The organism is Streptomyces sp. NPDC059917 (assembly GCF_042730635.1).
Lineage (GTDB): Bacteria > Actinomycetota > Actinomycetes > Streptomycetales > Streptomycetaceae > Streptomyces.
The window spans coordinates 14,641-39,548 of sequence record NZ_JBHWLC010000017.1; the positions used below are offsets into that span (position 1 = coordinate 14,641).

At 72.3% G+C, this 24,908-nt stretch carries 23 protein-coding genes and 1 tRNA gene; 13 read left to right on the forward strand and 11 right to left on the reverse strand.

The features are described 5' to 3' along the window. Nucleotides 1-9: 9 nt before the first annotated feature. The 4 genes from ACFWAR_RS12500 (at nt 10) to ACFWAR_RS12515 (ending at nt 4,615) form a co-directional block, all read left to right on the forward strand. A complete protein-coding gene (locus ACFWAR_RS12500; protein WP_385776230.1) occupies nt 10-1,146 on the forward strand; it encodes an energy-coupling factor transporter transmembrane component T in 1,137 nt (378 codons plus the stop codon). A 1-nt stretch (nt 1,147) separates the two neighbouring features. Continuing rightward, a complete protein-coding gene (locus ACFWAR_RS12505; protein ID WP_385776033.1) occupies nt 1,148-3,019 on the forward strand; it encodes an ABC transporter ATP-binding protein in 1,872 nt (623 codons plus the stop codon). Continuing rightward, nucleotides 3,016-3,873, forward strand: a complete 858-nt coding sequence (locus tag ACFWAR_RS12510) for an ECF transporter S component (protein WP_385776035.1) — start codon at nt 3,016-3,018, stop codon at nt 3,871-3,873. The genes ACFWAR_RS12505 and ACFWAR_RS12510 overlap by 4 nt, the downstream gene beginning before the upstream one ends. A gap of 337 nt (nt 3,874-4,210) precedes the next feature. Further along, nucleotides 4,211-4,615: a transglycosylase SLT domain-containing protein gene (locus ACFWAR_RS12515; protein ID WP_354381836.1), complete on the forward strand. Its 405-nt coding sequence runs from the start codon at nt 4,211-4,213 to the stop codon at nt 4,613-4,615. Between the two features lie 136 nt (nt 4,616-4,751). On the opposite strand, the gene ACFWAR_RS12520 is transcribed toward ACFWAR_RS12515, so the two are convergent. Next, nucleotides 4,752-5,921: a steroid 3-ketoacyl-CoA thiolase gene (locus ACFWAR_RS12520; protein ID WP_351044217.1), complete on the reverse strand. Its 1,170-nt coding sequence runs from the start codon at nt 5,919-5,921 to the stop codon at nt 4,752-4,754. Between the two features lie 231 nt (nt 5,922-6,152). Here ACFWAR_RS12520 and ACFWAR_RS12525 point away from each other — a divergent pair, with 231 nt between their 5' ends. Then, entirely contained in the window at nt 6,153-7,406 is a 1,254-nt protein-coding gene (locus ACFWAR_RS12525; RefSeq protein ID WP_385776039.1) for a cytochrome P450, read from the forward strand. Nucleotides 7,407-7,815: 409 nt separating this feature from the next. Here ACFWAR_RS12525 and ACFWAR_RS12530 read toward each other — a convergent pair whose 3' ends face one another. Next, a complete protein-coding gene (locus ACFWAR_RS12530; RefSeq protein ID WP_385776041.1) occupies nt 7,816-9,894 on the reverse strand; it encodes a bifunctional glycosyltransferase 87/phosphatase PAP2 family protein in 2,079 nt (692 codons plus the stop codon). 109 nt (nt 9,895-10,003) lie between these two features. On the opposite strand from ACFWAR_RS12530, the gene ACFWAR_RS12535 reads away from it, so the two are divergent. Next, nucleotides 10,004-10,339 (forward strand): antibiotic biosynthesis monooxygenase family protein, encoded by a 336-nt coding sequence (locus tag ACFWAR_RS12535; protein WP_385776043.1) that lies wholly within the window; start codon nt 10,004-10,006, stop codon nt 10,337-10,339. 56 nt (nt 10,340-10,395) lie between these two features. Here the strand turns inward: ACFWAR_RS12535 and ACFWAR_RS12540 are convergent, their stop codons facing one another. Then, complete coding sequence (locus ACFWAR_RS12540; RefSeq protein WP_385776045.1) at nt 10,396-10,791, reverse strand: nuclear transport factor 2 family protein; 396 nt, start codon at nt 10,789-10,791, stop codon at nt 10,396-10,398. A gap of 119 nt (nt 10,792-10,910) precedes the next feature. Here ACFWAR_RS12540 and ACFWAR_RS12545 point away from each other — a divergent pair, with 119 nt between their 5' ends. Then, the gene (locus ACFWAR_RS12545; protein ID WP_385776047.1) at nt 10,911-11,447 is read left to right on the forward strand and encodes a GNAT family N-acetyltransferase; all 537 of its coding nucleotides are present in this window, start codon (nt 10,911-10,913) and stop codon (nt 11,445-11,447) included. A gap of 89 nt (nt 11,448-11,536) precedes the next feature. On the opposite strand, the gene ACFWAR_RS12550 is transcribed toward ACFWAR_RS12545, so the two are convergent. Continuing rightward, a complete protein-coding gene (locus tag ACFWAR_RS12550) occupies nt 11,537-13,588 on the reverse strand; it encodes a DHA2 family efflux MFS transporter permease subunit (RefSeq protein WP_385776049.1) in 2,052 nt (683 codons plus the stop codon). 217 nt (nt 13,589-13,805) lie between these two features. Between ACFWAR_RS12550 and ACFWAR_RS12555 the strand changes: the two genes are divergently transcribed. Continuing rightward, the gene (locus ACFWAR_RS12555; protein WP_385776051.1) at nt 13,806-14,501 is read left to right on the forward strand and encodes an HAD-IA family hydrolase; all 696 of its coding nucleotides are present in this window, start codon (nt 13,806-13,808) and stop codon (nt 14,499-14,501) included. Between the two features lie 554 nt (nt 14,502-15,055). Here ACFWAR_RS12555 and ACFWAR_RS12560 read toward each other — a convergent pair. Next, nucleotides 15,056-15,637, reverse strand: a complete 582-nt coding sequence (locus tag ACFWAR_RS12560; protein WP_354381844.1) for a TMEM165/GDT1 family protein — start codon at nt 15,635-15,637, stop codon at nt 15,056-15,058. Nucleotides 15,638-16,139: 502 nt separating this feature from the next. Between ACFWAR_RS12560 and ACFWAR_RS12565 the strand changes: the two genes are divergently transcribed. The 5 genes from ACFWAR_RS12565 to ACFWAR_RS12585 all read left to right on the forward strand — a co-directional run bounded on the left by ACFWAR_RS12565 (nt 16,140) and on the right by ACFWAR_RS12585 (nt 21,468). Next, nucleotides 16,140-16,784, forward strand: a complete 645-nt coding sequence (locus tag ACFWAR_RS12565; protein WP_385776053.1) for an HNH endonuclease family protein — start codon at nt 16,140-16,142, stop codon at nt 16,782-16,784. A gap of 254 nt (nt 16,785-17,038) precedes the next feature. Further along, on the forward strand, nt 17,039-18,727 hold the full coding sequence (locus tag ACFWAR_RS12570) for an alkaline phosphatase D family protein (protein WP_385776055.1): 1,689 nt from the start codon (nt 17,039-17,041) through the stop codon (nt 18,725-18,727). A gap of 228 nt (nt 18,728-18,955) precedes the next feature. After that, nucleotides 18,956-19,582, forward strand: coding sequence for a DedA family protein (locus ACFWAR_RS12575; protein ID WP_385776057.1), 627 nt, complete (start codon nt 18,956-18,958; stop codon nt 19,580-19,582). A 318-nt stretch (nt 19,583-19,900) separates the two neighbouring features. After that, the gene (locus ACFWAR_RS12580) at nt 19,901-20,428 is read left to right on the forward strand and encodes a hypothetical protein (protein ID WP_385776059.1); all 528 of its coding nucleotides are present in this window, start codon (nt 19,901-19,903) and stop codon (nt 20,426-20,428) included. A 137-nt stretch (nt 20,429-20,565) separates the two neighbouring features. Then, entirely contained in the window at nt 20,566-21,468 is a 903-nt protein-coding gene (locus ACFWAR_RS12585) for a universal stress protein (protein ID WP_385776061.1), read from the forward strand. Here ACFWAR_RS12585 and ACFWAR_RS12590 read toward each other — a convergent pair. The 6 genes from ACFWAR_RS12590 to ACFWAR_RS12615 all read right to left on the reverse strand — a co-directional run bounded on the left by ACFWAR_RS12590 (nt 21,458) and on the right by ACFWAR_RS12615 (nt 24,809). Then, nucleotides 21,458-21,706: a DUF2277 domain-containing protein gene (locus ACFWAR_RS12590; protein ID WP_385776063.1), complete on the reverse strand. Its 249-nt coding sequence runs from the start codon at nt 21,704-21,706 to the stop codon at nt 21,458-21,460. The two genes, ACFWAR_RS12585 and ACFWAR_RS12590, sit on opposite strands and share 11 nt — an antisense overlap. A gap of 43 nt (nt 21,707-21,749) precedes the next feature. Beyond that, nucleotides 21,750-22,487 carry a hypothetical protein gene (locus ACFWAR_RS12595; RefSeq protein WP_385776065.1) on the reverse strand — a complete coding sequence of 246 codons (738 nt, stop codon included), beginning with the start codon at nt 22,485-22,487 and terminating at the stop codon, nt 21,750-21,752. 62 nt (nt 22,488-22,549) lie between these two features. Continuing rightward, nucleotides 22,550-23,176: a nucleotidyltransferase domain-containing protein gene (locus tag ACFWAR_RS12600; RefSeq protein WP_385776067.1), complete on the reverse strand. Its 627-nt coding sequence runs from the start codon at nt 23,174-23,176 to the stop codon at nt 22,550-22,552. After that, nucleotides 23,176-23,535: a VOC family protein gene (locus ACFWAR_RS12605; protein WP_385776069.1), complete on the reverse strand. Its 360-nt coding sequence runs from the start codon at nt 23,533-23,535 to the stop codon at nt 23,176-23,178. Before ACFWAR_RS12605 ends, ACFWAR_RS12600 begins: the two co-directional genes overlap by 1 nt. Nucleotides 23,536-23,634: 99 nt before the next feature. Continuing rightward, nucleotides 23,635-24,633 carry a hypothetical protein gene (locus tag ACFWAR_RS12610; protein ID WP_385776232.1) on the reverse strand — a complete coding sequence of 333 codons (999 nt, stop codon included), beginning with the start codon at nt 24,631-24,633 and terminating at the stop codon, nt 23,635-23,637. Nucleotides 24,634-24,737: 104 nt separating this feature from the next. After that, a tRNA-Val gene (locus ACFWAR_RS12615) sits at nt 24,738-24,809 on the reverse strand. Nucleotides 24,810-24,908: the final 99 nt, after the last annotated feature.

Sequence of the window (24,908 nt, forward strand, 5' to 3'; positions counted from 1 at the left end):
GCGCGGCCGGTGCCGCCCGGCCCGTCCTACGTCCGCCCCCGGCGGCGGGACCGCTGGGAGGCGCCGGCAGCCGCGCGGCGCAACGCGCTGCACGCCGGTGCGTGGTGGCTCTGGGCGCTGGGGCTGGCCACGGCGGCGTCCCGGACCACCAATCCGCTGCTGCTCGGCCTGATCGTCGGCGTCGCCGGTTACGTCGTCGCGGCCCGCCGGACCGCCGCCCCCTGGGCCCGGTCCTACGGCGCCTTCGTCAAGCTCGGCCTCGTCGTGATCGGCCTGCGGCTGCTCTTCTCCATGCTGCTCGGCTCCCCGATCCCCGGGGCGCACGTCCTGTTCACCCTGCCCGAGATCCCGCTGCCGGCCTGGGCGCAGGGCATCCGGTTCGGCGGGCGGGTCACCGCCGAGCAGCTGGTCTTCGCCTTCTACGACGGCGCCAAGCTCGCCGCCCTCCTGATCTGCGTGGGCGCCGCGAACGCCCTGGCCAATCCGGCCCGGCTGCTGAAGTCCCTGCCCGCCGCCCTGTACGAGGCGGGCGTGGCCGTCGTCGTCGCCATGACGTTCGCGCCGAACATGGTCGCCGACGTGGTCCGCCTGCGGACCGCCCGCCGGCTGCGCGGGCGCCCCACCGGCGGGGTGCGGGCGATCCTGCAGATCGGCCTGCCCGTCCTCGAAGGCGCCCTGGAGCGCTCGGTGGCCGTGGCCGCGTCGATGGACGCGCGCGGGTACGGCCGTACGGCCCGGGTGCCGGCCCTCGTCCGGCACACCACCAACGTCCTCACCCTGGGCGGGCTCCTCGGCGTCTGCGCCGGAACGTACGGGCTGCTCGCCGCCGAAGGCGCCGGGTACGGCCTCCCCGTCCTCCTGATCGGCCTCGCGCTCGCCCTCGGCGGCCTCCGCATGGGCGGGCGGCGCAGCGTGCGCACCCGTTACCGCCCCGACCGGTGGGGCGTGCGCGCCTGGCTGGTGTCCGCTTCCGGTGCGGCCGTCGCCGCGCTGATGATCTACGCCGGGTCCGTCGACCCGGAGGGGCTGCGGCCCGGTGTGGTGCCACTGGTCGCGCCCGGACTGCCGCTGTGGCCCGCGGCGGCGGTGCTGATCGGTCTGCTGCCCGCCGTGGTGGCCCCCGTCCCCCCGAAGGAGGGCTCGTAACGTGATCCGCTTCGACCAGGTGTCCATCACCTACGACGGCAGGCCCGGGCCGACGCTGCACGACGCGGACTTCACCGTCCCGGAGGGCGAGCTGACGCTCCTGGTCGGCCCGTCCGGTGTCGGCAAGTCGACCCTGCTCGGTGCGGTGTCCGGGCTGGTCCCGCACTTCACCGGGGGCACCCTGCGCGGCCGGGTCACGGTCGCCGGGCGCGACACCCGCACCCACCGGCCGCGCGAGCTGGCCGATGTCGTCGGCACGGTCGGCCAGGACCCCCTCGCGCACTTCGTCACGGACGTGGTCGAGGACGAGCTGGCCTACGGGATGGAGTCCCTGGGGCTCGCGCCCGCGGTGATGCGGCGCCGGGTGGAGGAGACCCTGGACCTGCTGGGCCTCAACGAGCTCCGCGACCGCCCCATCGCCACGCTCTCCGGGGGCCAGCAGCAGCGGGTCGCGATCGGCTCGGTCCTGACCCCGCACCCCCGGGTCCTGGTCCTGGACGAGCCGACGTCCGCGCTCGACCCTGCCGCGGCCGAGGAGGTCCTGGCGGTGCTCCAGCGCCTGGTGCACGACCTCGGCACGACGGTCCTGATGGCGGAGCACCGCCTGGAACGGGTGGTCCAGTACGCCGACCAGGTCCTCCTGATCCCTTCCCCCGGCGCACCCCCGCTCCTGGGCCCCCCGGCCGAAATGATGGCCGTCTCCCCCGTCCACCCCCCGGTGGTGGCCCTGGGCCGCCTCGCCCACTGGACCCCTCTCCCCCTATCGGTCCGCGACGCCCGCCGCCGCTCCACCCCCCTCCACACCCTCCTCACCTCCCCCTCAACCACCGAGCAGACCGAACCGGCCCAGCCAAATCCAGCCCCGCCGGCGTTTGAGGCGCCGCCGGAGGCACCACCGGCCACCACCCCTCTTGGCGAGCCCTCGAACACCGGGCACGCCGAAAAGACCCAGGCCCAGCCAATTCCAGCCCCGCCGGCGTTTGAGGCGCCGCCGGAGGCTCCGCGGACCGCGCGGACCCGCACCCTCCGACACCTGCTCCGCCGCACCCCCCCGCCCCCGCCCCAGGCAACCCCGGCAGCCCCCGCCCCCCCGGCAAGCCCCGTCACCGCCACGAACCTCTCCGTCCGCCGCGCCCGCGCAGAGGTCCTGCACGACATCACCCTCGCCCTCGCCCCCGGCGAAACCCTCGCCCTCATGGGCCGCAACGGCGCCGGCAAGTCCACCCTCCTCGCCACCCTCGTCGGCATGATCGAGCCCGCCTCCGGCCACCTCCGCGTCGGCGGCAAGCCCCCGCACCGCACCCCGCCCGCGGAGATGGTCCGCCGCGTGGGCCTCGTACCGCAGGAGCCCCGGGACCTGCTGTACGCCGACACGGTCGGCGCCGAGTGCGCGGCGGCCGACGCGGACGCCGCCGCCGCGCCCGGCACCTGCCGCGCACTGGTGTCGTCCCTCCTCCCCGACGTCCCCGACGACACCCACCCGCGCGACCTCTCGGAGGGCCAGCGCCTGGCCCTCGCCCTGGCCCTCGTCCTCACCGGCCGACCCGCCCTGCTGCTCCTGGACGAGCCGACCCGCGGTCTGGACTACGCCGCCAAGGCCCGCCTGATCGAGATCCTGCGGGACCTCGCCGCGCGCGGCCACGCGATCGTCCTGGCCACCCACGACGTGGAACTGGCCGCCGAGCTGGCCCACCGGGTGGTGATCCTGGCCGGCGGCGAGATCGTCGCGGACGGGCCGACCGCCGAGGTGGTCGTCTCCTCCCCCGCCTTCGCCCCGCAGGTCGCGAAGGTGCTGGCCCCGGGCCACTGGCTCACCGTCTCCCAGGTGGCCGCCGCCCTGGCCGCGCGACAAGACCCGCAGGCCGCCCCGTGAGCGCCCGCCCCGTCCGGATCGGCCCGCGCGGCGCGGCCGCCCTGGTCCTCGTCACCCTCGTCGGGATCGCCGCCTTCGGCTGGCCGCTGCTCGCGGACCGCCAGTCGGGGCTCGCGCACTCGCAGGACGCCCCGTGGCTGTTCGCCGCGCTGCTCCCGCTCCTCGTGGCCGTCGTGGTCGCGACGATCGCCGACAACGGCATGGACGCGAAGGCGGTGGCGATGCTCGGCGTGCTGGCCGCGGTGGGCGCCGCGCTGCGGCCGCTGGGGGCGGGTACGGCCGGCCTGGAGCCCATGTTCTTCCTGATGGTGCTGAGCGGCCGGGTGCTCGGGCCGGGCTTCGGCTTCGTCCTGGGGTCCGTGACGATGTTCGCGTCCGCGCTGCTCACGGGCGGTGTGGGGCCGTGGATGCCGTTCCAGATGCTGGCGCTGGGCTGGTTCTCGCTGGGCGCCGGGCTGCTGCCGGGCCCGGACCGGATCCGGGGGCGGGCGGAGCTGGTGATGCTGTCGGCGTACGGCTTCGCCGGGTCCTTCGCGTACGGCACGGTCATGAACCTCCAGGGCTGGGTGATCCTGCAGGGCATGGGCCAGGGGATCTCCTTCCACCCCGGCGACCCGGTCGGCGCGAACCTCGCGCGGTTCCTGGCGTACTGCCTGGCCACCTCGCTGGGCTGGGACCTGGGCCGGGCCGTGCTGACCGTCGTACTGACCATGACGCTGGGCGCCACCCTGCTGAAGGCACTGCGCCGGGCGACGAGGAAAGCTGCCTTCGACGCCCCCGTTTCCTTCGATTCAGGGGCCGCGAGTGGCCCCGGACACACGCCCCAAAGGGGTACGGGCAGCCACGGAACGTGAGATCCGGGCCCCTGAGCGGTGACCCGCCCCACAGGACCTTGGTCACATACGACCCGGGATAGTAGTCCTTAAAACTTCCATATCCACCCGCCCAAACCGGCCCCCACCTGCGCCGATCCCCTTCCGCCCGGGGAGGGGTCGTTCAGCCCCGGCTGCGACCTCCACTAGTAAGAGGGGGGCATTGCCAGGCCCTCGGCAGCCTGGCTAACTGGTGTTGTCGCCACGGCGGCAGGGGCGCTCCGCCCCCCGCCCGACGAACCCCTCTCCACCGCGTGAGTGGCTCACGTACGTCCTCGACGTGCGAGCGACCGTCCCTGTTCCCTACGGAAGGCTTTCCGTGTCCAACGCCGTCATCCGCCGCATCGCCGCCTCCAAGAAGACCTTCGCCGGTACCGTGCTCGCCCTGGGTGTGGCCGGTTCCATGCTCGCCGCGGTCCCCGCTCAGGCGGCCCCGATGGACGCGAAGTCCATCGCGCAGCAGATGATCAAGGACCCGGCCCAGTACGCGGCGTTCGCCAAGATCGTCTCCCGTGAGAGCGGCTGGGACCACACGGCCACGAACTCCTCCTCCGGTGCGTACGGCCTGGTCCAGGCCCTGCCGGCCTCGAAGATGGCCTCGGCGGGCTCGGACTGGAAGACCAACCCGGCCACCCAGATCAAGTGGGGCCTGGACTACATGAACTCCCGCTACGGCAGCCCCGTCGGCGCGTGGAACTTCTGGTCCTCGCACCACTGGTACTGAGCCACCAGCACCCGCACGAGACACCCGCACGCGCCGGACGACCGCGCGTGCGAAGGCCCCGACGGCCGACCTCCCCAGGTCCGGCCGCCGGGGCCTTCTGTTTCCCATCCCACGGGGGCTCGGGAGCCCACGGGGCTCAGAGGCGCTGAATGATCGTGCCGGTGGCGAGGGCGCCGCCGGCACACATCGTGATCAGCGCGAATTCCTTGTCGCGGCGCTCCAGCTCGTGCAGCGCGGTGGTGATCAGACGGGCGCCGGTGGCCCCGACCGGGTGACCCAGCGCGATCGCCCCGCCGTTGACGTTGACCTTCTCCATGTCCTGCTCGAAGACCCGCCCCCAGCTGAGCACCACGGAGGCGAAGGCCTCGTTGATCTCGACGAGGTCGATGTCCTTGAGGGACATCCCGGCCTTGCCGAGGACCGCGCGGGTCGCGTCGATCGGTCCGTCGAGGTGGTAGTGCGGGTCCGCGCCGACCAGGGTCTGGGCGACGATCCGGGCGCGCGGCTTGAGCTTGAGCGCACGGGCCATCTTGCGCGAGGCCCACATCACGGCGCAGGCGCCGTCGGATATCTGCGAGGAGTTCCCCGCGGTGTGCACGGCGGTCGGCATGACGGGCTTGAGCCGGGCCAGCGCCTCCATGCTGGTGTCGCGCAGCCCCTCGTCCCGGTCGACCAGGCGCCACATGCCCTGTCCCGCGGCCTGCTCGGCCTCGGTGGTCGGCACCTGGACGGCGAAGGTCTCGCGCTTGAAGCGCTCCTCGGCCCAGGCGGTGGCGGCCCGCTGCTGGGACAGGACGCCGAGGCGGTCGACGTCCTCGCGGGTCAGTCCGCGGTGCCGGGCGATCCGCTCGGCGGCCTCGAACTGGTTGGGGAGGTCGACGTTCCACTCGTCCGGGAAGGGCTTCCCCGGGCCGTGCTTGGAACCGGAGCCGAGCGGCACCCGGCTCATGGCCTCGACCCCGCAGGCGATGCCGATGTCCATGACCCCGCCCGAGATCATGTTGGCGACCATGTGGTTGGCCTGCTGGGAGCTGCCGCACTGGCAGTCCACCGTGGTCGCGGCGGTCTCGTACGGCAGACCCATCGCGAGCCAGGCGTTGCGGGCCGGGTTCATCGACTGTTCGCCCGCGTGGGTGACGGTGCCGCCGACGATCTGCTCGACGCAGTCGGGCTGGATCCCCGTACGGGCGAGCAGCTCGCGGTAGGTCTCACCGAGCAAGTAGGCGGGGTGGAGGTTGGCGAGCGCGCCACCCCGCTTGCCGATGGGCGTGCGTACGGCTTCGACGATGACGGGTTCCGCGGCCATGAGCCGTCCTCTCCTCCACTGCGGCGGGCCGTCCCGGCGGCGCGCCTGAACTAGTACGCGTTCTAGTTCTCTGGCAGTTTTATGACCTGCGGGCCCCGCACGCAAGGGTCTTGCACACGGCTTGCACGGATTCCACACGCAACAGTTGCCGCGCCTACCCTTGTCACTTCTAGAACTCGTTACTACCTTCGAGCCAACTTCTGATGGGCCGTCAGACTTTGGAGTTGCCGAATGTCCTGCCCCGCACTGCCCGACGGCTTCGACGCCACCGACCCCGACCTGCTCCAAGCCCGCGTCCCCTTCCCGGAGTTCGCGCGGCTTCGGCAGACCGCTCCGGTGTGGTGGTGCCCGCAGACCCGGGGCATCACCGGCTTCGACGACGAGGGTTACTGGGTCGTCACCCGGCACGCGGACGTCAAGTACGTCTCCACGCACCCGGAGTTGTTCTCCTCCACCACCAACACCGCGATCATCCGCTTCAACGAGCACATCCAGCGTGAACAGATCGATGCCCAGCGCCTGATCATGTTGAACATGGATCCGCCGGAACACACCCGGGTCCGCCAGATCGTGCAGCGCGGCTTCACCCCCCGCGCCATCCGCGGCCTGGAGGCCGCCCTGCGCGCCCGCGCCTCGAAGATCGCCGAAGAGGCCGCCGCCGCGGCCGGCGCCTCGGCCGACGGGAGCTTCGACTTCGTCACCCAGGTCGCCTGCGAGCTGCCCCTCCAGGCCATCGCGGAGCTGATCGGCGTACCGCAGGAGGACCGCGCGCGGATCTTCGACTGGTCGAACAAGATGATCGCCTACGACGACCCGGAGTACGCGATCACCGAGGAGGTCGGCTCCACGGCGGCGATGGAACTCATCGGCTACGCCATGAACCTCTCCGCCGAGCGCAAGGAGTGCCCGGCCAAGGACATCGTGACGCAGCTCGTCGCGGCCGAGGGCCAGGGCAACCTGGGCTCGGACGAGTTCGGCTTCTTCGTGCTGCTCCTCGCGGTCGCGGGCAACGAGACCACGCGCAACGCGATCAGCCACGGCATGCACGCCTTCCTCACCCACCCCGAGCAGTGGGAGCTCTACAAGGCGACCCGCCCCTCGACGGCGGCCGAGGAGATCGTGCGCTGGGCCACCCCCGTGGTGTCCTTCCAGCGCACCGCCACCCAGGACACCGAGCTGGGCGGCCAGAAGATCAAGGCGGGCGACCGGGTGGGGATGTTCTACTCCTCCGCCAACCACGACCCCGAGGTCTTCGAGAACCCGGACGTCTTCGACATCACCCGCGACCCGAACCCCCACCTCGGCTTCGGCGGCGGCGGCCCCCACTTCTGCCTCGGCAAGTCCCTGGCGATCATGGAGATCGACCTGATCTTCAACGCCCTGGCCGACGCCCTCCCCAACCTCCGCCTCACGGGCCCCCACCCCCGCCGCCTCCGCGCAGCCTGGCTGAACGGCATCAAAGAACTCCGCGTAACCAACGACTGACCACCCCAGCCACATCCCCTAGCCAAATCCAGCCCGCCGGACCACATCCACCCCACCCGGCCAACTCCAGCCCGCCCGGCTAAATCGCGCCCGCCCGGCCAAACCCAGCCGCCTAGCCACATCCACCCCGCCCAGCCAAATCCAGCCCGCCCGGCGTTTGAGGGCCCGCCGGAGGCACAGTCACCCAACCCACGCCCAGGCCCGGACACGACCGAACCGGGCCGGGCCGGGCCGACCCACATCCAGCCCGCCCGGCGCCCAACCGCACCCCCCGCCCCGGGCCGACTGGCGGGACGCCCCCACCGGGCGGATCCTGACAGGACGCGGCGATCCACGAAAGGGGCGCCGGAGCGGGTACACCCACCGCTCCGACGCCCCTCACCCGTGCCGCAAGCCCCGGCACGTCACCTCACGCCCGACTCCGCTCCCCCGCCGCGCGATCCCCGTCCCCAGCAGCGGCAGCGGCAGCGGCAGCGGCAGCGCCAGCGGCCCCCCGCTCCGGAACCCGCGGCCGCGGCACCGCCACCCCGGCCGGGACGGCCGCCCCCCGGGGCCCGGAGAGCAGGTACACGAGCCCGAACCCCGCACTCACGACCACCGCCCCGCCCACCGCGTCGAGCACCCAGTGGTTGGCGGTCGCGATGATCGCGCACACCGTGATCAGCGGATGCATCGCCCCCAGCACCTTCTGCCACCCCTTGGGCGCCAGCGTGACGATCACGATCCCGCACCACAGCGACCAGCCGAAGTGCAGCGAGGGCATCGCCGCGTACTGGTTGGAGATCGCGGTCATGGCCCCGTACTGCGGGTTGGCCAGGTCCTGCACGCCGTGCACGGTGTCGATGAACCCGAGCCCCGGCATGAGCCGCGGCGGCGCCAGCGGGTAGAGCCAGAAGCCGACGAGCGCGAGGACGGTCGCCAACCCCAGCGAGGCGCGGGCCCAGCGGTAGTCGGCGGGGCGGCGCCAGTACAGGACGGCCAGGATGGTCAGCGGGACCACGAAGTGGAAGGACGTGTAGTAGAAGTTGAAGAACGCCTCCAGCCAGCGGACGCTGACCACGGCGTGGTTCACGGCGTGCTCGATGTCGATGCCCAGGGCCCGCTCCATGGACAGGATCTGGGTCCCGTTGCCCTCGGCGAGCGAGCGGCTGGTGGGCGCGGCGGCGCGGATGTGCGAGTACAGCGAGTACCCGACCCGTATCAGCAGCAGCTCCAGCAGCAGGTTGGGGCGGGCCAGCACGCGCCGCCAGAACGGCAGCAGCGGGATCCGCGCCCAGCGTGCGGTCGCCGGGCGCGCGTAGGCGGTCGGGACGGGCTCGCGCCAGTACGGCGAGCTGCGCGGCAGGAACGGCACCGCGCAGGCCGCGGCGAGGGCCGCCAGCAGCAGCACGTTGTCCCGTACGGGCGCCAGTACGGCCATGTTCGGCAGCAGCATCGCGCTGGGCAGCGTCATGGCGAGGATCACCGCGACCGGCCACACCGGCCGGTCGGCGGCCCGCTTGCCGACCTTGCCCGCCACCGCGAGCAGCACCCACAGCAGCTGGTGGCGCCAGCCGGTCGGCGACACCGCCACGGCCACGCACCCGGTGATCGCGACCGCGAGCAGCAGCTGGCCGTCACGGGCGTACCGCGCCGCGCGGCGCAGGCCGAGCCAGGCGATCCCGGCCGCGAGGGCGACGTACAGGAGGATCTCGGCGGGGCCGGAGAGTCCGAGCCGCAGCAGCGCGCCGTGGACGGACTGGTTGGCGAGGCCGCTGGGGCTGCCGCCGAGGCCGGTCCCGGCCAGGTGGTGGATCCAGTACGTCCAGGAGTCGTGCGGCAGCGCGGCCCAGGACAGCACCGTGCAGGCGGCGAAGGTGGTGAGGGCGGTGCGCGCGGTGGGGCGGCGCTCGGTGAGCCACAGCAGCGGCGCGAAGAGCAGCAGGGCGGGCTGGAGCGCGGCGGCGAGGCCCATCAGGAACCCCGCAGGACGCTCGCCCGGCACCCGGAAGAAGGCGAGCAGCACCAGCAGCACCGGCAGCACGGCGGTCTGCCCCGGGGAGGCCGCCTCGCGCACGGGCAGCGAGACCATCATCAGGGCGACCAGCACGGGCGCGGCCAGCAGCGCGGTGCGCCGGGGCACCGGATCCGGCAGGCCCCGCGCGGCCACCAGCCCGATGGCGGCGACGAACAGCAGGGTCACGCAGGTCCAGGCGACCTCCAGCGACTGGTCGGCCAGCCCGACCAGGGGCTTGAGGACGAGGCCCGCGAAGGGGGTGCCGGTGAACTGTCCGGCGTCGTAGAGCGAGCCCGGAAGGCCCGGCAGGTAGAAGCCGGTGAGCCACTCGCCGGGTGGCACGCGCAGCACGGCGGACGCCTGTCTGACGGCCAGGAGGCCCGCCAGCGCCCATAGGACGAGGCGCGCGGCGCCAAGCCTGTTGCCGCTCCCACCACCGCCTATGACTCCGGCATGTCCGTTGACACCGCTGTGCTCCGCCGCGTTGGCCACGCCCCGCCGGCCTCCCGCCCTTGTTGACTGCAACCGTGACTTCGCCTGGCTGCCGCGATGAATTACCCGGGACGACGATATCCCGCATGGGATACCTAGGATGGCGGGCATGAGCATCGTGAAGATCAACGCACTGTCCGTACCGGCGGAACAGCGGGAGGTACTGGAGCAGCGGTTCGCCTCGCGGGCGGGCTCCGTGGAGAACTCGGACGGGTTCGAGTGGTTCGAGCTGCTGCGCCCCGTCGAGGGCACCGATCAGTACCTCGTGTACACCCGGTGGCGCTCGGAGGCCGACTTCCAGGCGTGGATGGAAGGGCCCATGAAGGCGGCGCACCAGGGCGGCGGACAGGGCTCCGAGGGCGGCGGGGAGCGGCCGAAGCCGGCGGCTTCGGCGTCCCAGGTGTGGTCCTTCGAGGTCGTGCAGCAGGCCGCTCCGAAGCAGTAGGGACGAGAGCCCCGGGCCCTCGGCCCTGGGGCTCCCCCCTCGGCCTCTCGGCCCGCTCAGCTCCAGAAGGCGTCGGACTCTTCGATGTCCGCGACGCACTCGTCGATGTCGGTGATCTTGTTGCCGACGAGGGTGAAGAAGAGTCCGCCGTGCATCTCGATGCCGCGGTCGCCGCGGTCGCCGCGCGACCGGTGGACCGCGATCACGTGCCCCCGGCCGTCGGCCAGCAGCGTCTCCAGGTCCACCCGCAGGGTGCCGTTCGTCTCCGCGCCGAGGCGACGGTAGAGGTCGATCACGGCCTCCCGACCCTTGTGGTGCCCGGACAGCGGGCTGCTGCCGGGAACGTGGTGGACGACGTCGGCCGTCAGCAATGTGGCCATCGTCTCCATGTCGCCCGCGCTGAAGGCCGCGTAGCCGCGACGGATCAGGGCGCAGTCGGGGTGCTCCGACATGACGTTCACACCCTTCGGTGATGGGGAACGGAACGGGTGGTTTGCCCTTTTTCCTATCATCGGTCCGGTGCTGTGGATATTCCATGCGGCGGGGCGGCCGCAGCCTCCAGAATGTCGCCATGGACAGCACGGACACGAGGGCGAGCGCGCACACGAACACGGGGGGCGTCGGCGGGGAAGGATGGTCGGTCGCTCCGGAGCCGTACACGGCCCCGGACCCGGTGGTCCTGCGCCGCGCGTACTACGCGGAGCTCGCCGGGCGGTACTACCACCGCACGATGACGGAGGCCGAGATCGACGAGGCCCTGATCGTGGACTTCCCGGACGACGACCTCGTCCCGCCCACGGGAGAGTTCCTGGTCGGCCGACTGGCCGGCGTACCGCTGGCGTGCGGCGGCGTGCGACTGCTGGACCCGGAGACCGCCGAGCTGACCCGGGTGTACGTCGATCCCCGCACCCGGGGCACGGGCGGCGGCGCGGCGGTCCTCGCGGCGCTGGAGGACGTGGCACGGTCCCTCGGCGCGCGGCGGGTCGTCCTGGACACCCGCTCCGACCTGGTCGAGGCCCGCGGCCTGTACGCGAAGCACGGGTACGACGAGATACCGGCCTACAACGACAGCGAGTACGCCCAGCACTGGTTCGGCAAGCGCCTGTAGGCACGTGCCCCGCAGGCACGGGCCCCCGCAGGCACGGGCCCCCGCAGGTACGTGCCTACAGGCGCGGGCCGCCCGTCCGCGCGGGCCCCTCAGCGGGCCTCGTGGTCGCGGCGCGGGAGGGTGTCGTATGGCTCCTCCGCGTCGGAACCGCACAGCTCGGCGTTGATCTCGCCGACCAGCTTGATCAGGTCGGTGGGCCGGTCCGGTCCCCACCAATCACCGAGCAGCTCCGCGAGGGACTCCTGCCGCGCGTCCGCCAGCCGTACGGCCGCCGAGCGCCCGGGCTCGGTCAGGACCAGCGGGATCCCGTCGCGGACGGCGAGACCGCGCTCCTCGACCTGCCGGGCGGCGTCGGTGATCGCCTTGATCGGCACGCTGGTGCGTTCGGCGAGCATCGCGGGCTCGACCGATCCGTACTTCTTCATCCGCAGCAGCAGCCAGCTCGCGGCGGGGAGCAGGTCGAAGCCCGCCTTCCGGGTGATGTCCTCGTAGACGTGCCGACGGCCCTCCCGGGTGCCGAGGACCGACAGCGCCCGGGCGACCTCGTCGTGCGAGGAGCGCTCGACGGGGTTGGAGGCGAGGGTCTCGGTCACGTCCGGGGCGGTCACCGAGCCGCGCAGCTTGTCCTCCTTCAGGAACCAGGCGACCACGAAGGCCAGGAGCACGATGGGGACGGCGTAGAGGAAGACGTCGGTGATGGAGGTCGCGTAAGCGTCCAGGACCCGTGGGCGCAGGGCCGGGGGCAGGGCGGCGATCGCGCGGGGGTCGGCCTTCAACTGGGCCGCCGTGCCGGGCGGCAGCGGGACGCCGGCGAGGGCGGAGACGAGCTTCTCGTCGAGCCGGTTGGTGAAGATCGTGCCGAAGATGGCCACGCCGAAGGAAGCCCCGATGGAGCGGAAGAAGGTCGCTCCGGAGGTGGCGACGCCGAGGTCGGCGTAAGTGACCGCGTTCTGCACCGCCAGGACCAGCACCTGCATGACCAGGCCGAGGCCGACGCCGAAGACGAAGAAGTAGGCGCTCATCTCCCAGGTGGAGCTGGTGCGGTGCAACTGGTGCAGCAGGAGCAGCCCGACGGCGGTGATGGCGGTGCCGACGATGGGGAAGACCTTCCACCGTCCGGTGCGGCTGACGATCTGGCCCGAGGCCGTGGAGGAGATCAGCAGGCCGAGCACCATCGGCAGCATGTGGACGCCGGACATGGTGGGCGAGACGCCCTGGACGACCTGGAGGAAGGTCGGCAGGTAGACCATCGCGCCGAACATCGCGAAGCCGACGATGAAGCTGATCAGCGAGCAGAGCGTGAAGGTCCGGATCCGGAAGAGCTTCAGCGGCAGCACGGGTTCGGCCGCGCGGCGCTCCACCAGGAGGAACACGACGAGCAGCACCAGGCCGAGCACGGCCAGCCCGATGATCCGCGTCGAACTCCAGCCCCAGGTGCCGCCGAAGGAGGCGACCAGCACCAGGCAGGTGGCGACGGAAGCGATCAGGAAGGTACCGAGGTAGTCGATCGTGTGCCGGGAGGAGCGCTTGGGGATGTGCAGCACGGCGGCGATCACGGCCAGGGCGACGAGGCCGATGGGGAGGTTGATGTAGAAGACCCACCGCCAGGACAGGTTGTCCACGAACAGGCCGCCCAGCAGCGGGCCCAGCACGCTGGTCGCGCCGAACACCGCCCCGAAGAGCCCTTGGTACTTGCCGCGCTCCCGGGGCGGGACGATGTCGCCGACGATCGCCATCGACAGCACCATCAGTCCGCCGCCGCCCAACCCCTGCACCGCCCGGAAGCCGATGAGCTGGGGCATGTTCTGGGCCAGGCCGCAGAGCGCGGAGCCGATCAGGAACAGGACGATGGCCGCCTGGAAGAGCTTCTTGCGCCCGTACTGGTCACCGAGCTTGCCCCACAGGGGCGTGGCGGCGGTGGAGGCGAGCATGTAGGCGGTGACGACCCAGGACAGGTGCTCCATCCCGCCGAGGTCGCTGACGATCGTCGGCAGGGCGGTGGAGACGATGGTCTGGTCGAGCGAGGCGATCAGCAGACCGAGCAGCAGCGCACCGATGGAGACGAGGACTTCGCGGGAGGCGTGTTCGTCGCCCGGCCCGCGCGCGGGATCCGCGACCGAGGGGGTCACTTCCTGGGCCATCGGCTCCTCCTCGGGACCGGGCGGCGGTAGGACATCTCCATCCTGAGCGGTGCGTCCCGTTACGGCCTGCTGGGAGACCTAGGTCACTGGATTGGCGGAATCGGGGAAGTGTTTTGTATCCTGGTGGAACAAAGTGGCTCCGCCTGCATACCCTGACCGGTAGGCGGAGCCACTTGTTTTTGTTTCCCCACTGCCGCGCCCCCTCTGGAGACCCCTGATGCCGGCCAGCACCACCACCGCCGCTGCCACCACCACCGCCGCCCCCGTCGTCCTGAGCGCGAAGGCGCTCCTGCTGGACATGGACGGCACCATCGTCAACTCCGACGCGGTGGTCGAACGCTGCTGGCGCGAGTGGGCAGTGGCGCACGGCCTGGATCCGCACGAGGTCATCAAGGTGGTCCACGGCCGCCAGGGCTACGCCACCATGGCGATCCTCCTCCCGGAGCGCCCGATGGCGGAGAACTACGCCGAGAACACGGTCATGCTCGCCCGCGAGACCGCCGACACCGAGGGCGTGGTCCCGGTCGGTGGCGCCGCGGAGTTCATGGCGGCCCTCGCGGAACTCCCGCACGCCCTGGTCACCTCCGCGGACCTGGCACTGGCCACGGCCCGGATGACCGCGGCCGGCCTCCCGATGCCGCGGATCCGGGTGACGGCCGAGTCGGTGTCGGCCAGCAAGCCCGACCCGGAGGGCTTCCTCAAGGGCGCCGCCGAGCTCGGCATCGACCCGGCCGACTGCATCGTCTTCGAAGACTCCGAGGCGGGCATCGCAGCGGGCCTCGCGGCCGGCATGCGCGTGATCGGCGTCGGCCCCCGCGCCGCCGCCCACGGCCCCACGGCCCACGTCCCCGACCTCACCGCCCTCACCCTCACCACCACCCCCACAGGCCTCACCCTCACCCTCGCCCCGTAACGCCCCCACCGCTGGCCCGCGCAGGTCGCCGTCGCGGCGGCCCGTGAGGGCCAGGGGCGCGGAAGCGCAGCTGATCAGGAACGGGCCCAGGGGCGGGGCCGAGACCCCAGGAACCTCACCCGGCCCTGCCGGAGGGGGCCCCGAACCGGTCGAAGGCAGGGCTGAGGCGAAGATGAAGCCCGGCCAGCCAAGGCCAAGCCCGGCGCGCACCCGGCGACCCGCACCGGGGCCCCGCACGCAGGCGCGCCTCAGCCCCGGCAAGCCAAGGCGGTGCCCGGCGAGCCAACGCCGAGCCGGGGCAGACCCGGCCCCGCACGCCGAGCCGGTACGCCAACGCCGAGCCCGACACTCCAATGCGGAGGCCACGCGAAGGCCGAGCCCGGCAAGCCGACGCCGAGCCAGGAGCCAGACCCGCACCCGGCGACCCAGCCCCGGCGCCCGACCCGCACCCGGGGCCGGAACCGGGCCCGAGGCCCGGCCCTCCGACGCAAGGGTGCCGCGGCCCCGGCGCCTGACCGGGGCCGCCGTGTCACCCGCCCCCACGGGAACCCCCGTCAGCCGGCGATCGCCTCGTACAGCGAGAACACGGCCAGCGCGGCCATCACGCACGCCGCGACCTTCGTGATCAGGCGCAGCGGGATGTACTTCATCAGCGTGCGCCCGCCCAGGATTCCGATGCCCGCGACCGCCCACAGCGCCAGGACCGCTCCGATGCCGACCGAGACCGGGTCGTCGTAACGGGCCGCGAGGTTGGCCGTCATGATCTGCGTCAGGTCTCCGAACTCGGCGACCAGGATCAGCATGAAGCCCGCCCCCGACACCTTCCAGAAGGACTGGTCGGCGGGCTCCTTGACCTCCTCGTCCTCCTCCTTCTTCTTCAGGAGCAGCATCGCCGCGCCCGCCAGGAACAGGACGCCCACGACCGCCTGGACGAGACGGTGCGGCAACAGGGTCAACACGCTGGCCGCGGCGATGGCGAGCGCCACGTGCACCGCGAAGGCCGCGGCCACGCCCACGAAGACGTAGGACGCCCGGTAGCGGGTGCCGAGCATCAGTCCGGCGAGGGCCGTCTTGTCGGGGAGTTCGGCGAGGAAGACGACGCCGAATGCGATCGCCAGAATGCTGAAGCTGATCACGGGGTGAAACCTCAATCGGTCGGGCAGGACGCCATCGGAACCGAGAGACCGGGGTGTTTCAGGGGTCGCTTCGGCACGGCGGCGCCCTGTGTGCAAACAGGACACTGCGGCCGAAGGTCTCGCTGGCCGACCGCTGACGCGGCCTGCCTCCGGGCGCCGGCTGGGATGACCCAGCAGTATGTCGACGGTCCGGCGAAGAGCTACTCCCCTTCTGCTCGATACACCTTACGCGACCCCGGGCACCGCCCGAAATAGGCCCTTGGTCCTCTCTGGACCCCGCCACCTCGCACGCACCACCCCCCTCTCTCGCCACCGCACCACCTCCTGCCCCATCCGGAATCCCAACCTCCTTTTCCATCAAGGCCGTTGAACACCTTGATGTGACGTGCCCATGTCGCCACGCTGTCACCTGGCGCCCATCCCCGCGAAACCCGGCGCCGCAACCATGGCCGGGCCCCACCGGGGCCGTACGGCCAGTCCCCCCACACCAAGGGAGTCCCTCATGCCCAGCATCTACGCGCGTCGCATTGGCATGCTCGCCTCAGCCGCCGCCCTCGCGTCGCTCGCCGCCCTCGTGAACGCGCCGACCGCCCAGGCCGCCCCGCCCGCGCCGATCAGTGCCGCTGCCGCCCGCGCGTACCTGGCCACGGTGACCCCCAAGGCGGAAGGCTCCTCCAGCGGCTACAGCCGCGACCTCTTCCCGCACTGGATCACCCAGTCCGGTACCTGTAACACCCGCGAGGTCGTGCTCAAGCGCGACGGCGTGAACGTGGTCCAGGACTCCTCCTGCGCGGCCGTCAGCGGGAGTTGGTACTCCGAATACGACGGTGCCACCTGGACGGCCGCCTCCGACCTGGACATCGACCACATGGTGCCGCTGGCCGAAGCCTGGCGCTCCGGTGCCAACTCCTGGACGACCGCCAAGCGCCAGCAGTTCGCCAATGACCTGACCCGCCCCCAGCTCATAGCCGTGACCGACAACGTCAACCAGGCCAAGGGAGACAAGGACCCGGCGGCGTGGCTGCCGTCCCGGACCGCCTACCGCTGCACCTACGTCCGTATGTGGGTGAACGTGAAGCAGTACTGGGGTCTGAACATCGACTCCGCCGAGAAGACCGCCCTCACGAACGTCCTCAACGGCTGCTGAGCCCTCGCCCCACCGCCTTCCTCCCGCGCCCTTCGCGCCTCACGTCCGCGCTTCGCACCGCGCACTTCGTACCTCATGCCCAACGCCTCCCTTCTTCCCCGGCACCTCTCGTTCTTGTCCCTCAACAGTCGCCCGTCGCCGCCACCGCCCGCCTCCCCCGTGCGGGGAATCGATCTCCCCCGCCCGGGGGAACCGCTCGCCCTCCTCCACGCCGTACCTTGTGATCCAAGGGGACATGGAGGAGGGGGAGTTCGATGGCGGGACTGCGTCTGGGGCCATTGCTGCGGTACGTCGACTGGGACACGGGCGGTTCGGCGACGATCTGGGTCGAAGCCGACCGGCCGACCACTGCCGAGGTGCGCTGCGCCGACGGCGCGGGCGGGAGCGCGCGCACCTTCCAGATAGCCGGTCACCACTACGCGTTGGTTCCGGTGACCGGCCTGACCCCGGGCACCACCACCGCGTACGAAGTGGTGCTCGACGGCGTCCAGGTGTGGCCGCAGCCCGACAGCGGCTTCCCACCGAGCACCATCAGCACCCCGGCCGTCGCCGGCCGCGGTCGCCCCGGCCCGGGTCCCGGGTTGAAGGTCACCTTCGGGTCCTGCCGCCAGGCCGCCCCGCCCGCCGGCCGCCACGGCCCGCACGGCGCGGACGCCCTCGACACCCTCGCCGCGCGGCTCGCCGCCGATCCCGCGGCGGAACGGCCCGATCTCCTGCTCCTGCTGGGCGACCAGGTCTACGCCGACCAGCTGTCCCGGCGGACCAGACAGTGGCTCTCGGCCCGCCGGGACCTGCGCGAGGCGCCCGGAGCCCAGGTCGCCGACTACGAGGAGTACACGCAGCTCTACTACGAATCCTGGTTGGACCCCGAGATCCGCTGGCTGCTGTCGACCGTGCCCAGCCTCCAGATATTCGACGACCACGACGTCTGCGACGACTGGAACACCAGCGCCGCCTGGCTCGCCCAGATGCGGGCCACCCCGTGGTGGCGCGAGCGCATCCTGAGCGCGCTCATGTCGTACTGGGTGCACCAGCACCTGGGGAACCTCTCACCCGACGACCTGGAGGCCGACCCGCTCTACGCGGCCGTTCGACAGACCCCTGACGGAACGGAGGCCCTGCGCGCCTTCGCCTCCGCGGCCGATGCCGACCCGTCCACCGTCCGCTGGAGCTACCGCCGGGATTTCGGACGGACCCGCCTGTTGATGGTGGACACACGGGCCGCGCGGGTGTTGGCGGAGGACGGGCGGGCGATGCTCGACCCGGCCGAGCAGGAGTGGGTCCGGGACAACGCGACGGAGGGGCACGGAGGCTACGACCACCTCCTGATCGGCTCCTCGCTGCCCTGGCTGATGCCACCGCTGATCCATGACGCCGAGGTGTGGAACGCCACGCTGTGCCGGGGCGAGCGCGGACCGCGCTGGGCGCGGATCGCGGAGGACCTGCGCCGGCGCGCCGATCTGGAGCACTGGGCCGCCTTCCCGGCCTCCTTCGAGGCGCTGAGCGACCTCATCGAGCAGGTGGGGACGGGGCCACGGGCTCCGGCGACGGTCTGCGTCCTGTCGGGAGACGTACATCACGCGTATGTGGCCGAGCCCCGAATACCCACCACGTCCCGGGTCTACCAGCTGACCTGCTCCCCGGTGCACAACTCCATCCACACCGCGGTGAAGCTCGGCTTCCGGCTCGGCTGGTCCCGCACGGGACGGTGGCTCGGGCGCGGGCTGTCGCGGCACGGGCGGACGGGCCGACCGCCGCTGAGCTGGCGGCGTACGGGCGGGCCCTGGTTCGGCAACCAGCTGATGACCCTGGCCCTGGAGGGACGTACCGCGCGGCTGCGGCTGGACCAGGCGCACAAGGTGCGCTGGCCACGGCGGGGCGAGCCCAAGCTGGTGACCGTCCTGAACCGCGAGCTGACCGAGCCGGGGCCGACCAGGGGCTAAAGGCGTGGCGGCCAGGTTCCGGCGCCGTTCCTGACGCGGATCCGACGCCCTCTGTGGCAGCGGGGCACGTACGGGTGTGACAGCAAACATGACACAGGAGGTGCCCCGGGGGTACATGGTGCCAGCGTGCGGCGTACGCTGTATGGCTGTCAGCCGCCCCTGCCGCTCCCCCGCGACGTCGCGGCGCTTCAAACGCTGAAGCACGTCACTGGACTGGGGAGTCCCGTTTTGTTTGAGACTGTGGGGTCGCTGACCACGAGCCCGTGGATCTACGCCGTGGTGGCACTTTCCGTGCTGCTCGACGTCTTTCTGCCTGTACTGCCGAGCGGTGTCCTGGTGATCGCCGCGGCCGCCGCGGCGGCGACCGGAGGCGGCGCGCCCGTGGCGATGCCGGGCCAGGTGCCCGACATCCTGCCGCTACTCGCCGTGGCCACCAGCGCATCGGTGCTGGGCGACCTGGCCGCGTACCGGGCGGGCCGCCGTGGCGGGGACTGGCTCGACCGGGCCATCTCCCGCTCGCGCCGACTCAGCCGCGCCCAGGAGCGACTCGGCGTGGCACTGGCCCGCGGCGGCGGCGCCCTCGTCGTGATCGCCCGCTTCGCCCCGGCCGGCCGCTCGGTGGTGTCGCTGGGCGCGGGCAAGCGCAACCGCGAGGTGCGCGAGTTCCTGCCCTGGTCGCTGCTGGCCGGCATGGCCTGGGCCGGCTACAGCGTCTCGCTCGGCTACTACGGCACCCAGTGGCTCGGCGCAACCTGGCTCGGCACGGCGGTCTCGGTGATCGCCCTCTTCGGCGCGGGCGGCCTGGCCGCGTACATGGTCCGCCGCCCCGCTCCGGTCCACGCCCCGGCCGCCTGACCGAGCCACCGAGGCACGCGGCGCACCCAAGCCACCGCGCGCACCCGGGGCGCCCGAAGCACTCGAGGCACCCGGAGTGCCCAGCACACCCGGGGCGCCCGAAGCACCCCCGGGTGCTCCGGACGCTCCGTGCGCTCCTCCGTCCACTCCGTACGTTCCGTGCGCCCCAACTGCTCCGTCCGCCGCGGCTCCCTCGGGCGGACCAGTGCGCTCACCCGTTCACCCGGTCCCGATCGCCGCCCCGGGGCCCGGCTCCTAGCGTCCACAGCACGGTGCGCAACCGGCTGCGCCGCGCCAGGAGCCGAGGAGTCCCCCCACATGCCCGCCATGCCCGCCGCGCACCGCCGTCTGCCGCCGACCGCCGCGGCCGTCCTCCCGGCCGCCTCCGTGTGCGCGCTCGCCGTGTTCGCCGTGTTCGCCGCCGCGCCCACCCCCGCGCACGCCTCCCCCTCCGCGACCGTGTCCCCCGGCTCCCCCGCCCCGGGCCAGCGGATCACCCTCGGCATCAGCGGCTGCGGCACCAAGACCGGCCGGGCCACGTCACGGGCGTTCGGCGAGGTCCGGCTGACCCCGGGCCACCCGGAGACCGGCAACCTCGTCGGCAGCGCCGACGTCCCGCGCACCGCGGCCGCCGGATCCCACCCGGTGACCTTCGAGTGCGGGGGCCCGGGCGGTACCCGCGTCACCGTCCCGTTGACCGTCATCGCCGGCGCGGCGCGCGGCGGTTCGGGCGGCAGCATCGGCTCGACGAGCACCGGCCAGATCGCGGTCGGTGGCGCACTGGTCGCGGGCGCGCTCGGCGCGGGGTTCCACGTGATGCGGCGCCGCGCCGAAGCCGGAGCGTAGAGCGACCTCGCGGGCGACGCACGGCCCGCACCGGCAGGACACGGCCGATGGTCCCGTCGCTTCGGGACCTTCCCCCCTCCCCTTCCGCACCGCGCTCCGCAAGGCTGAGGCCACGCACTACTCGCAAGGAGCCCGCCATGGACCAGCGCCCAGTGATCGCCGCCGTAGACGGTTCGGAGAACGGCAACAGGGCGCTGGAATGGGCCATCGCGCAGTCCCTCAGGTCCGGGGCGCCCCTGCGCATCGTCCACGCGCGCCTCTACGCGTCCTCGATCGGCTCGGTCATGGCGAGCGCCTTCGAACAGCCGGGGCAGGACGACGACCCGGTGCTGATCCGGGTCCGCGCCGCCCTGGCGGGCCGCACCGGGCTGCCGGTGATCGAGTACGCCTCGCACCCCGGCACCCCCGACAACGTGCTGCCGGAGCTGGGCGGGGGCGCGCAGATGATGGTCTTGGGTTCGCGCGGGCGCGGCGGCTTCGCCAGTCTGCTGCTCGGCTCGAACGGTCTGGCGTGCGCGAGCCGCGCCGCCTGCCCGGTCGTGGTGGTGCCGAGCGGCGAACCCGCGCTGCGGGACCCGTACGACCAGGTCGTGCTCGGTCTCAACAGTGCCGCCCCCGACGACAGCACCAGCCACTTCGCCTTCCGCGAGGCGCACCGGCGCGGGGCCCGCCTCCAGGTGGTGGTGGCTCACACGTGGCCGGGTCCCGTCTTCGCCCCGGGCGGCACCCTCACCACCGCCGCCGCGGTGCGGGACGAGACGACGGCCGGTTCCGAGGTCACCGCGCTCGCCGAGGCGCACCTGGGCCCGCACCGGGCGCGGTACCCCGACGTGGTCGTGGAAGTGGTCACGGCGCCGGGCGACGCCGCGGGTCACCTGGTCGCGGCCTCCCGGGCGGCGGACCTGATCGTCATCGGCCGCCACCGCAAGCGGCTGCTCTCACCGCATCTGGGGTCGGTGACCAATGCGGTGCTGCTGCACACGGCCTGCCCGGCGGCCGTGGTCCCGCTGGAGGAGGACGGGGTGCCGGTCACGGCGTGACGGCGGCCGCCTCCTGCTGCTGGGGCGGGCGGCCCCGTACGTGCACCCCGTCGAGCAGGACCTGGGTCGCCTCGGCGATGGCGGCCACGGCCGCGTCGAAGACCTCCCGGTTGTGCGCGGCGGGCACCCGGAAGCCGGACACCTTCCGCACGTACTGCAATGCCGCGGCCCGGACCTCCTCCTCGGTGGCCTTCTCGGGGATGGCTGGCGGTCGCAACGTCTTGATACTCCGGCACATGCCTCCACTATCCCCCCGCCCCAGCCCCATGTCCGCGGGTCCTTCACCCGCCTTCCGACGGCGGCAGCTCCGCGCCGGACAGCTTCATGATCAAGCCGGCCTGCAACCGCGCCCGGAGCGCCGGATCCGCCACCTCCGCCAGCAGCCCGATGGCCTGCTGCGTGGTCTCGGCGGCCCGCCGGTCGTCCCGGAGCGAGGCGGTCTGCTCGGACATGTGCCGCAGCGCGATGTCGGCCCGCCGGTGGAACAGCTGCCCGATCAACGTGACCACCGCGCCGACCGAACTCGTCACGATCCCCAGGTACAGGTCCCCGGTGCTCTCGGCCTTCCACACCGCCAGCCCCACCCCGAGCAGCAGGATGGTCGCCCCGAACCCGGCGAACCGCTGGCTGGTGGCGAAGCTGCTGCGCGCCTGGGTCAGCCCGTAGGCGTAGTACTCGACGAGGAGCGGGGTGAAGTCGTCCCGCCGGTCGCCGAGGCGACCCGCCGGCCTGCGCGCGACCGGCCGGCGGCCACCGACGTCCGTGTACTTGGGCCTCTCGTCCCCGGCTTCGTCTCCAGCTTCGGCCCCGGCTTCGTCCGTACGCTCGCCCTCGTCCCCGCCCGGCTGGTCGGCCTGACCGATCCGGCGGACCTGGCCGAGCAGCCGCTCCCGCTCCTCGTCCCGCTTGCGGTCGAAGCGCATCCCGTCGCGCAGGGCCAGCGCGAGCCCGCCCACCCCGACACCGACCACCAACGCGGCACTCAGCCCCGCGTCGGCCCATCCGAAGCTCCCGGCCATCCCCCGACGATCCCACGCCGTAACCGCGCAGGGAATCCCACGACCGGAGCTCGCCCCGCCCCCTACGAACGGCTCAGGTGCGTCAGCCACCCGTGCCCGGGGTGCACCCGGGCGAGGAGTTCGGCCAGGGTCCGCCGCTGGACCGCGTCCATCAGGGGCAGGGCGCGGGTGAAGTCCTGCTGGTCCTTGGGACGGACCGCCTTGGCTTTGAAGAGCAGCACCAACTCGGGGGCGAGGTAGGGGATCCCGTCCGCCGTGCGGCGAATGATCTCGGCGTACGGCAGCCGGATCGACGGATCGCGCCTGCAGACCCAGGTCGAGCCGTCGTGCGGTTCGCGGAAGACGTCCACGAGGTAGTTCCCGCTCGACGGATCGCGCAGCCAGGTCTGGTGGGTCAGGTCGGCCACCTGCGGTGCGTACGGCCAGATCCGGTCGTAGGCGACGACGTCGAACGCGAACTCGGGGAACCGGTCGCGGACCTCGGGGAACCGAGCGGCCGGAACGGCGATCTCCAGGTCGGCGTGGTCGCGGGTGCGCTCGCCCACGAACAGGTCGACGGCCCAGCCCCCGGCCACGTACCAGGGCGCCGCAACTCCCGCCAGCCGCCCGGCCACTTCCGCGGGCGTCCACGCACCCGCCCACCGCCGCGCGGCCTCGGCTTCGGAGATCGGCACACCGCCGTCCGGCATCAACTCGTCGCGATGCAGAAGGGATGCCCGGCCGGATCCGTGAGGACCCGCCCCTTGTCCCCGAGGGGCTGGTGTTCCGGCTTGCCGGCGCCCAACCCGAGCAGCCTGGCCTCGGCCGCGTCCAGGCCGTCCTCCACCGTGAAGCAGAGGTGCAGCTGCTGCGGAACGACCTGGTCGGGCCAGCTCGGGGCCCGGTAGTCGTCGACCCGCTGGAAGCCGATGAAGAGCCCGTGCTCCCCGTTGAGGCCCGCGAATTCGGCGTCCGACCTGGGGTGCGGTTCCAGCCCGGTGGCCTCCTGGTAGAAGGCCGCCAGAGCGAGCGGATCGGCACAATCGAGCGTAATCGCAACCAACTTCATGGGGGCGTGACCTCTCCGGACCGATCGGACCGATCCACTCGCTGGACTACGACGACACCCTAAGCACGCCTCGGGCAACGCTGAACCCGCCCTCGGACCTCAGGTCCCCAAGGGGAAGCCGGCAAAGCCTTCCTCGACCTGGTAGACGAGGTGCACGTTCTGCGATGCCAGCAGGTCCTTCACGTCCTTGCTCGGCTCACTGGGCAGCAGCACGGCGGCGCGCAGGCCCTCCGGATTGGGGAGGTGCCTGCGGTAGTCGGCCAGCTGACCGATCGCCATGCGGATGTTGGTGCGGGTGGTCAGCCCCTTGGCCTCGTACAGCACGTGGTCGGTGGAGTCGTACAGGTCCGGGGTGAGCGCACCCACCTCACCGGCGATGGTGATCTGGAACGACTTGTGCACGTGGCCGGCAGCTTCGAGGTCCTTCTTGAACGCCTCCATCAGTAGGCCTTCGCGACGCAGAACGGTACGCGGCCCCCCGGGAACATCAGCGATCGTCTCCGAGGTCGTGTGCTGCTCGGACTTCTTGTCCTTCACGCTGGTCTGCGCCGGGATCACCGGGACGGTGTCGACGTCCTCGACGTCGTTGCCCGCTGCCGGCTTGAGCCAGTCCTCTTCCTTCCAGGCCGGCGCCGACCCCGGAACCGGCCGCAGCCGAAACACCAGGGCGTTGCGCATCTTGTGGTCCTGGCCCGGTCCGCGGCGGATCTCCACGGGGTTGATCGGGTCCACCACCATCTGCCCGATGTAGCGCTGGCGCATGGCGCCGCTCCCCCCGGGCACCTTGCCCTGCGCGACGAACAAGTGCAGCTCACGGCCGTCTTCGACGTGGTAGCGCAGGGACCTGTTGCGGCTCTTGAGCTGCTGGTCACCGTTGGCGCCGTAGCCCGTGTACAGGTACAGCGGACCGTACTCGTCATCCTCGGCACGGCCGTCGAAGGTGTACCCGTACGCCTCGCCCGCGGACGGGTCGGAGTAGACGAACACCTTCTTCGCCGCGCTGGCCGGCTCGATGCCCTGGAACTTCCCACCGCCGAAAGCTGCCACGACCTCGTCACGCGTCGTGATCACTCCGGGCACAAGCTCAAACGTCGTCATGGCCACGACCATAAGCACCTGGACCGACATCCCAGCAAGCCGTTGCCGTCACTTGTGGATGCAAAAGACCCCCCGCCATGATCGGCGGGGGGCCTTTTGACCGGTGGGCGCGGACGGTTTCGAACCGCCGACATCTGCTTTGTAAGAGCAGCGCTCTACCCCTGAGCTACGCACCCGTGGATGAGTGGACAGCCTACATGGCGGGCGGACCCCGGACGCAAACGCGATCTCGTGGGGGAGAATGGGCGAGGGCATGGTGGACGCGGTTGGACGCG

Coding starts and splice junctions, on each gene's coding strand:
- ACFWAR_RS12555 (WP_385776051.1), top strand. CDS start 13,806: ATGCCGGCCAGCACCACCACCGCCGCTGCCACCACCACCGCCGCCCCC.
- ACFWAR_RS12580 (WP_385776059.1), top strand. CDS start 19,901: ATGCCCGCCATGCCCGCCGCGCACCGCCGTCTGCCGCCGACCGCCGCG.
- ACFWAR_RS12595 (WP_385776065.1), bottom strand. CDS start 22,487: ATGGCCGGGAGCTTCGGATGGGCCGACGCGGGGCTGAGTGCCGCGTTG.
- ACFWAR_RS12550 (WP_385776049.1), bottom strand. CDS start 13,588: ATGGCCCAGGAAGTGACCCCCTCGGTCGCGGATCCCGCGCGCGGGCCG.
- ACFWAR_RS12535 (WP_385776043.1), top strand. CDS start 10,004: ATGAGCATCGTGAAGATCAACGCACTGTCCGTACCGGCGGAACAGCGG.
- ACFWAR_RS12590 (WP_385776063.1), bottom strand. CDS start 21,706: ATGTGCCGGAGTATCAAGACGTTGCGACCGCCAGCCATCCCCGAGAAG.
- ACFWAR_RS12570 (WP_385776055.1), top strand. CDS start 17,039: ATGGCGGGACTGCGTCTGGGGCCATTGCTGCGGTACGTCGACTGGGAC.
- ACFWAR_RS12525 (WP_385776039.1), top strand. CDS start 6,153: ATGTCCTGCCCCGCACTGCCCGACGGCTTCGACGCCACCGACCCCGAC.
- ACFWAR_RS12600 (WP_385776067.1), bottom strand. CDS start 23,176: ATGCCGGACGGCGGTGTGCCGATCTCCGAAGCCGAGGCCGCGCGGCGG.
- ACFWAR_RS12540 (WP_385776045.1), bottom strand. CDS start 10,791: ATGTCGGAGCACCCCGACTGCGCCCTGATCCGTCGCGGCTACGCGGCC.
- ACFWAR_RS12565 (WP_385776053.1), top strand. CDS start 16,140: ATGCCCAGCATCTACGCGCGTCGCATTGGCATGCTCGCCTCAGCCGCC.
- ACFWAR_RS12610 (WP_385776232.1), bottom strand. CDS start 24,633: ATGACGACGTTTGAGCTTGTGCCCGGAGTGATCACGACGCGTGACGAG.
- ACFWAR_RS12605 (WP_385776069.1), bottom strand. CDS start 23,535: ATGAAGTTGGTTGCGATTACGCTCGATTGTGCCGATCCGCTCGCTCTG.
- ACFWAR_RS12520 (WP_351044217.1), bottom strand. CDS start 5,921: ATGGCCGCGGAACCCGTCATCGTCGAAGCCGTACGCACGCCCATCGGC.
- ACFWAR_RS12545 (WP_385776047.1), top strand. CDS start 10,911: ATGGACAGCACGGACACGAGGGCGAGCGCGCACACGAACACGGGGGGC.
- ACFWAR_RS12585 (WP_385776061.1), top strand. CDS start 20,566: ATGGACCAGCGCCCAGTGATCGCCGCCGTAGACGGTTCGGAGAACGGC.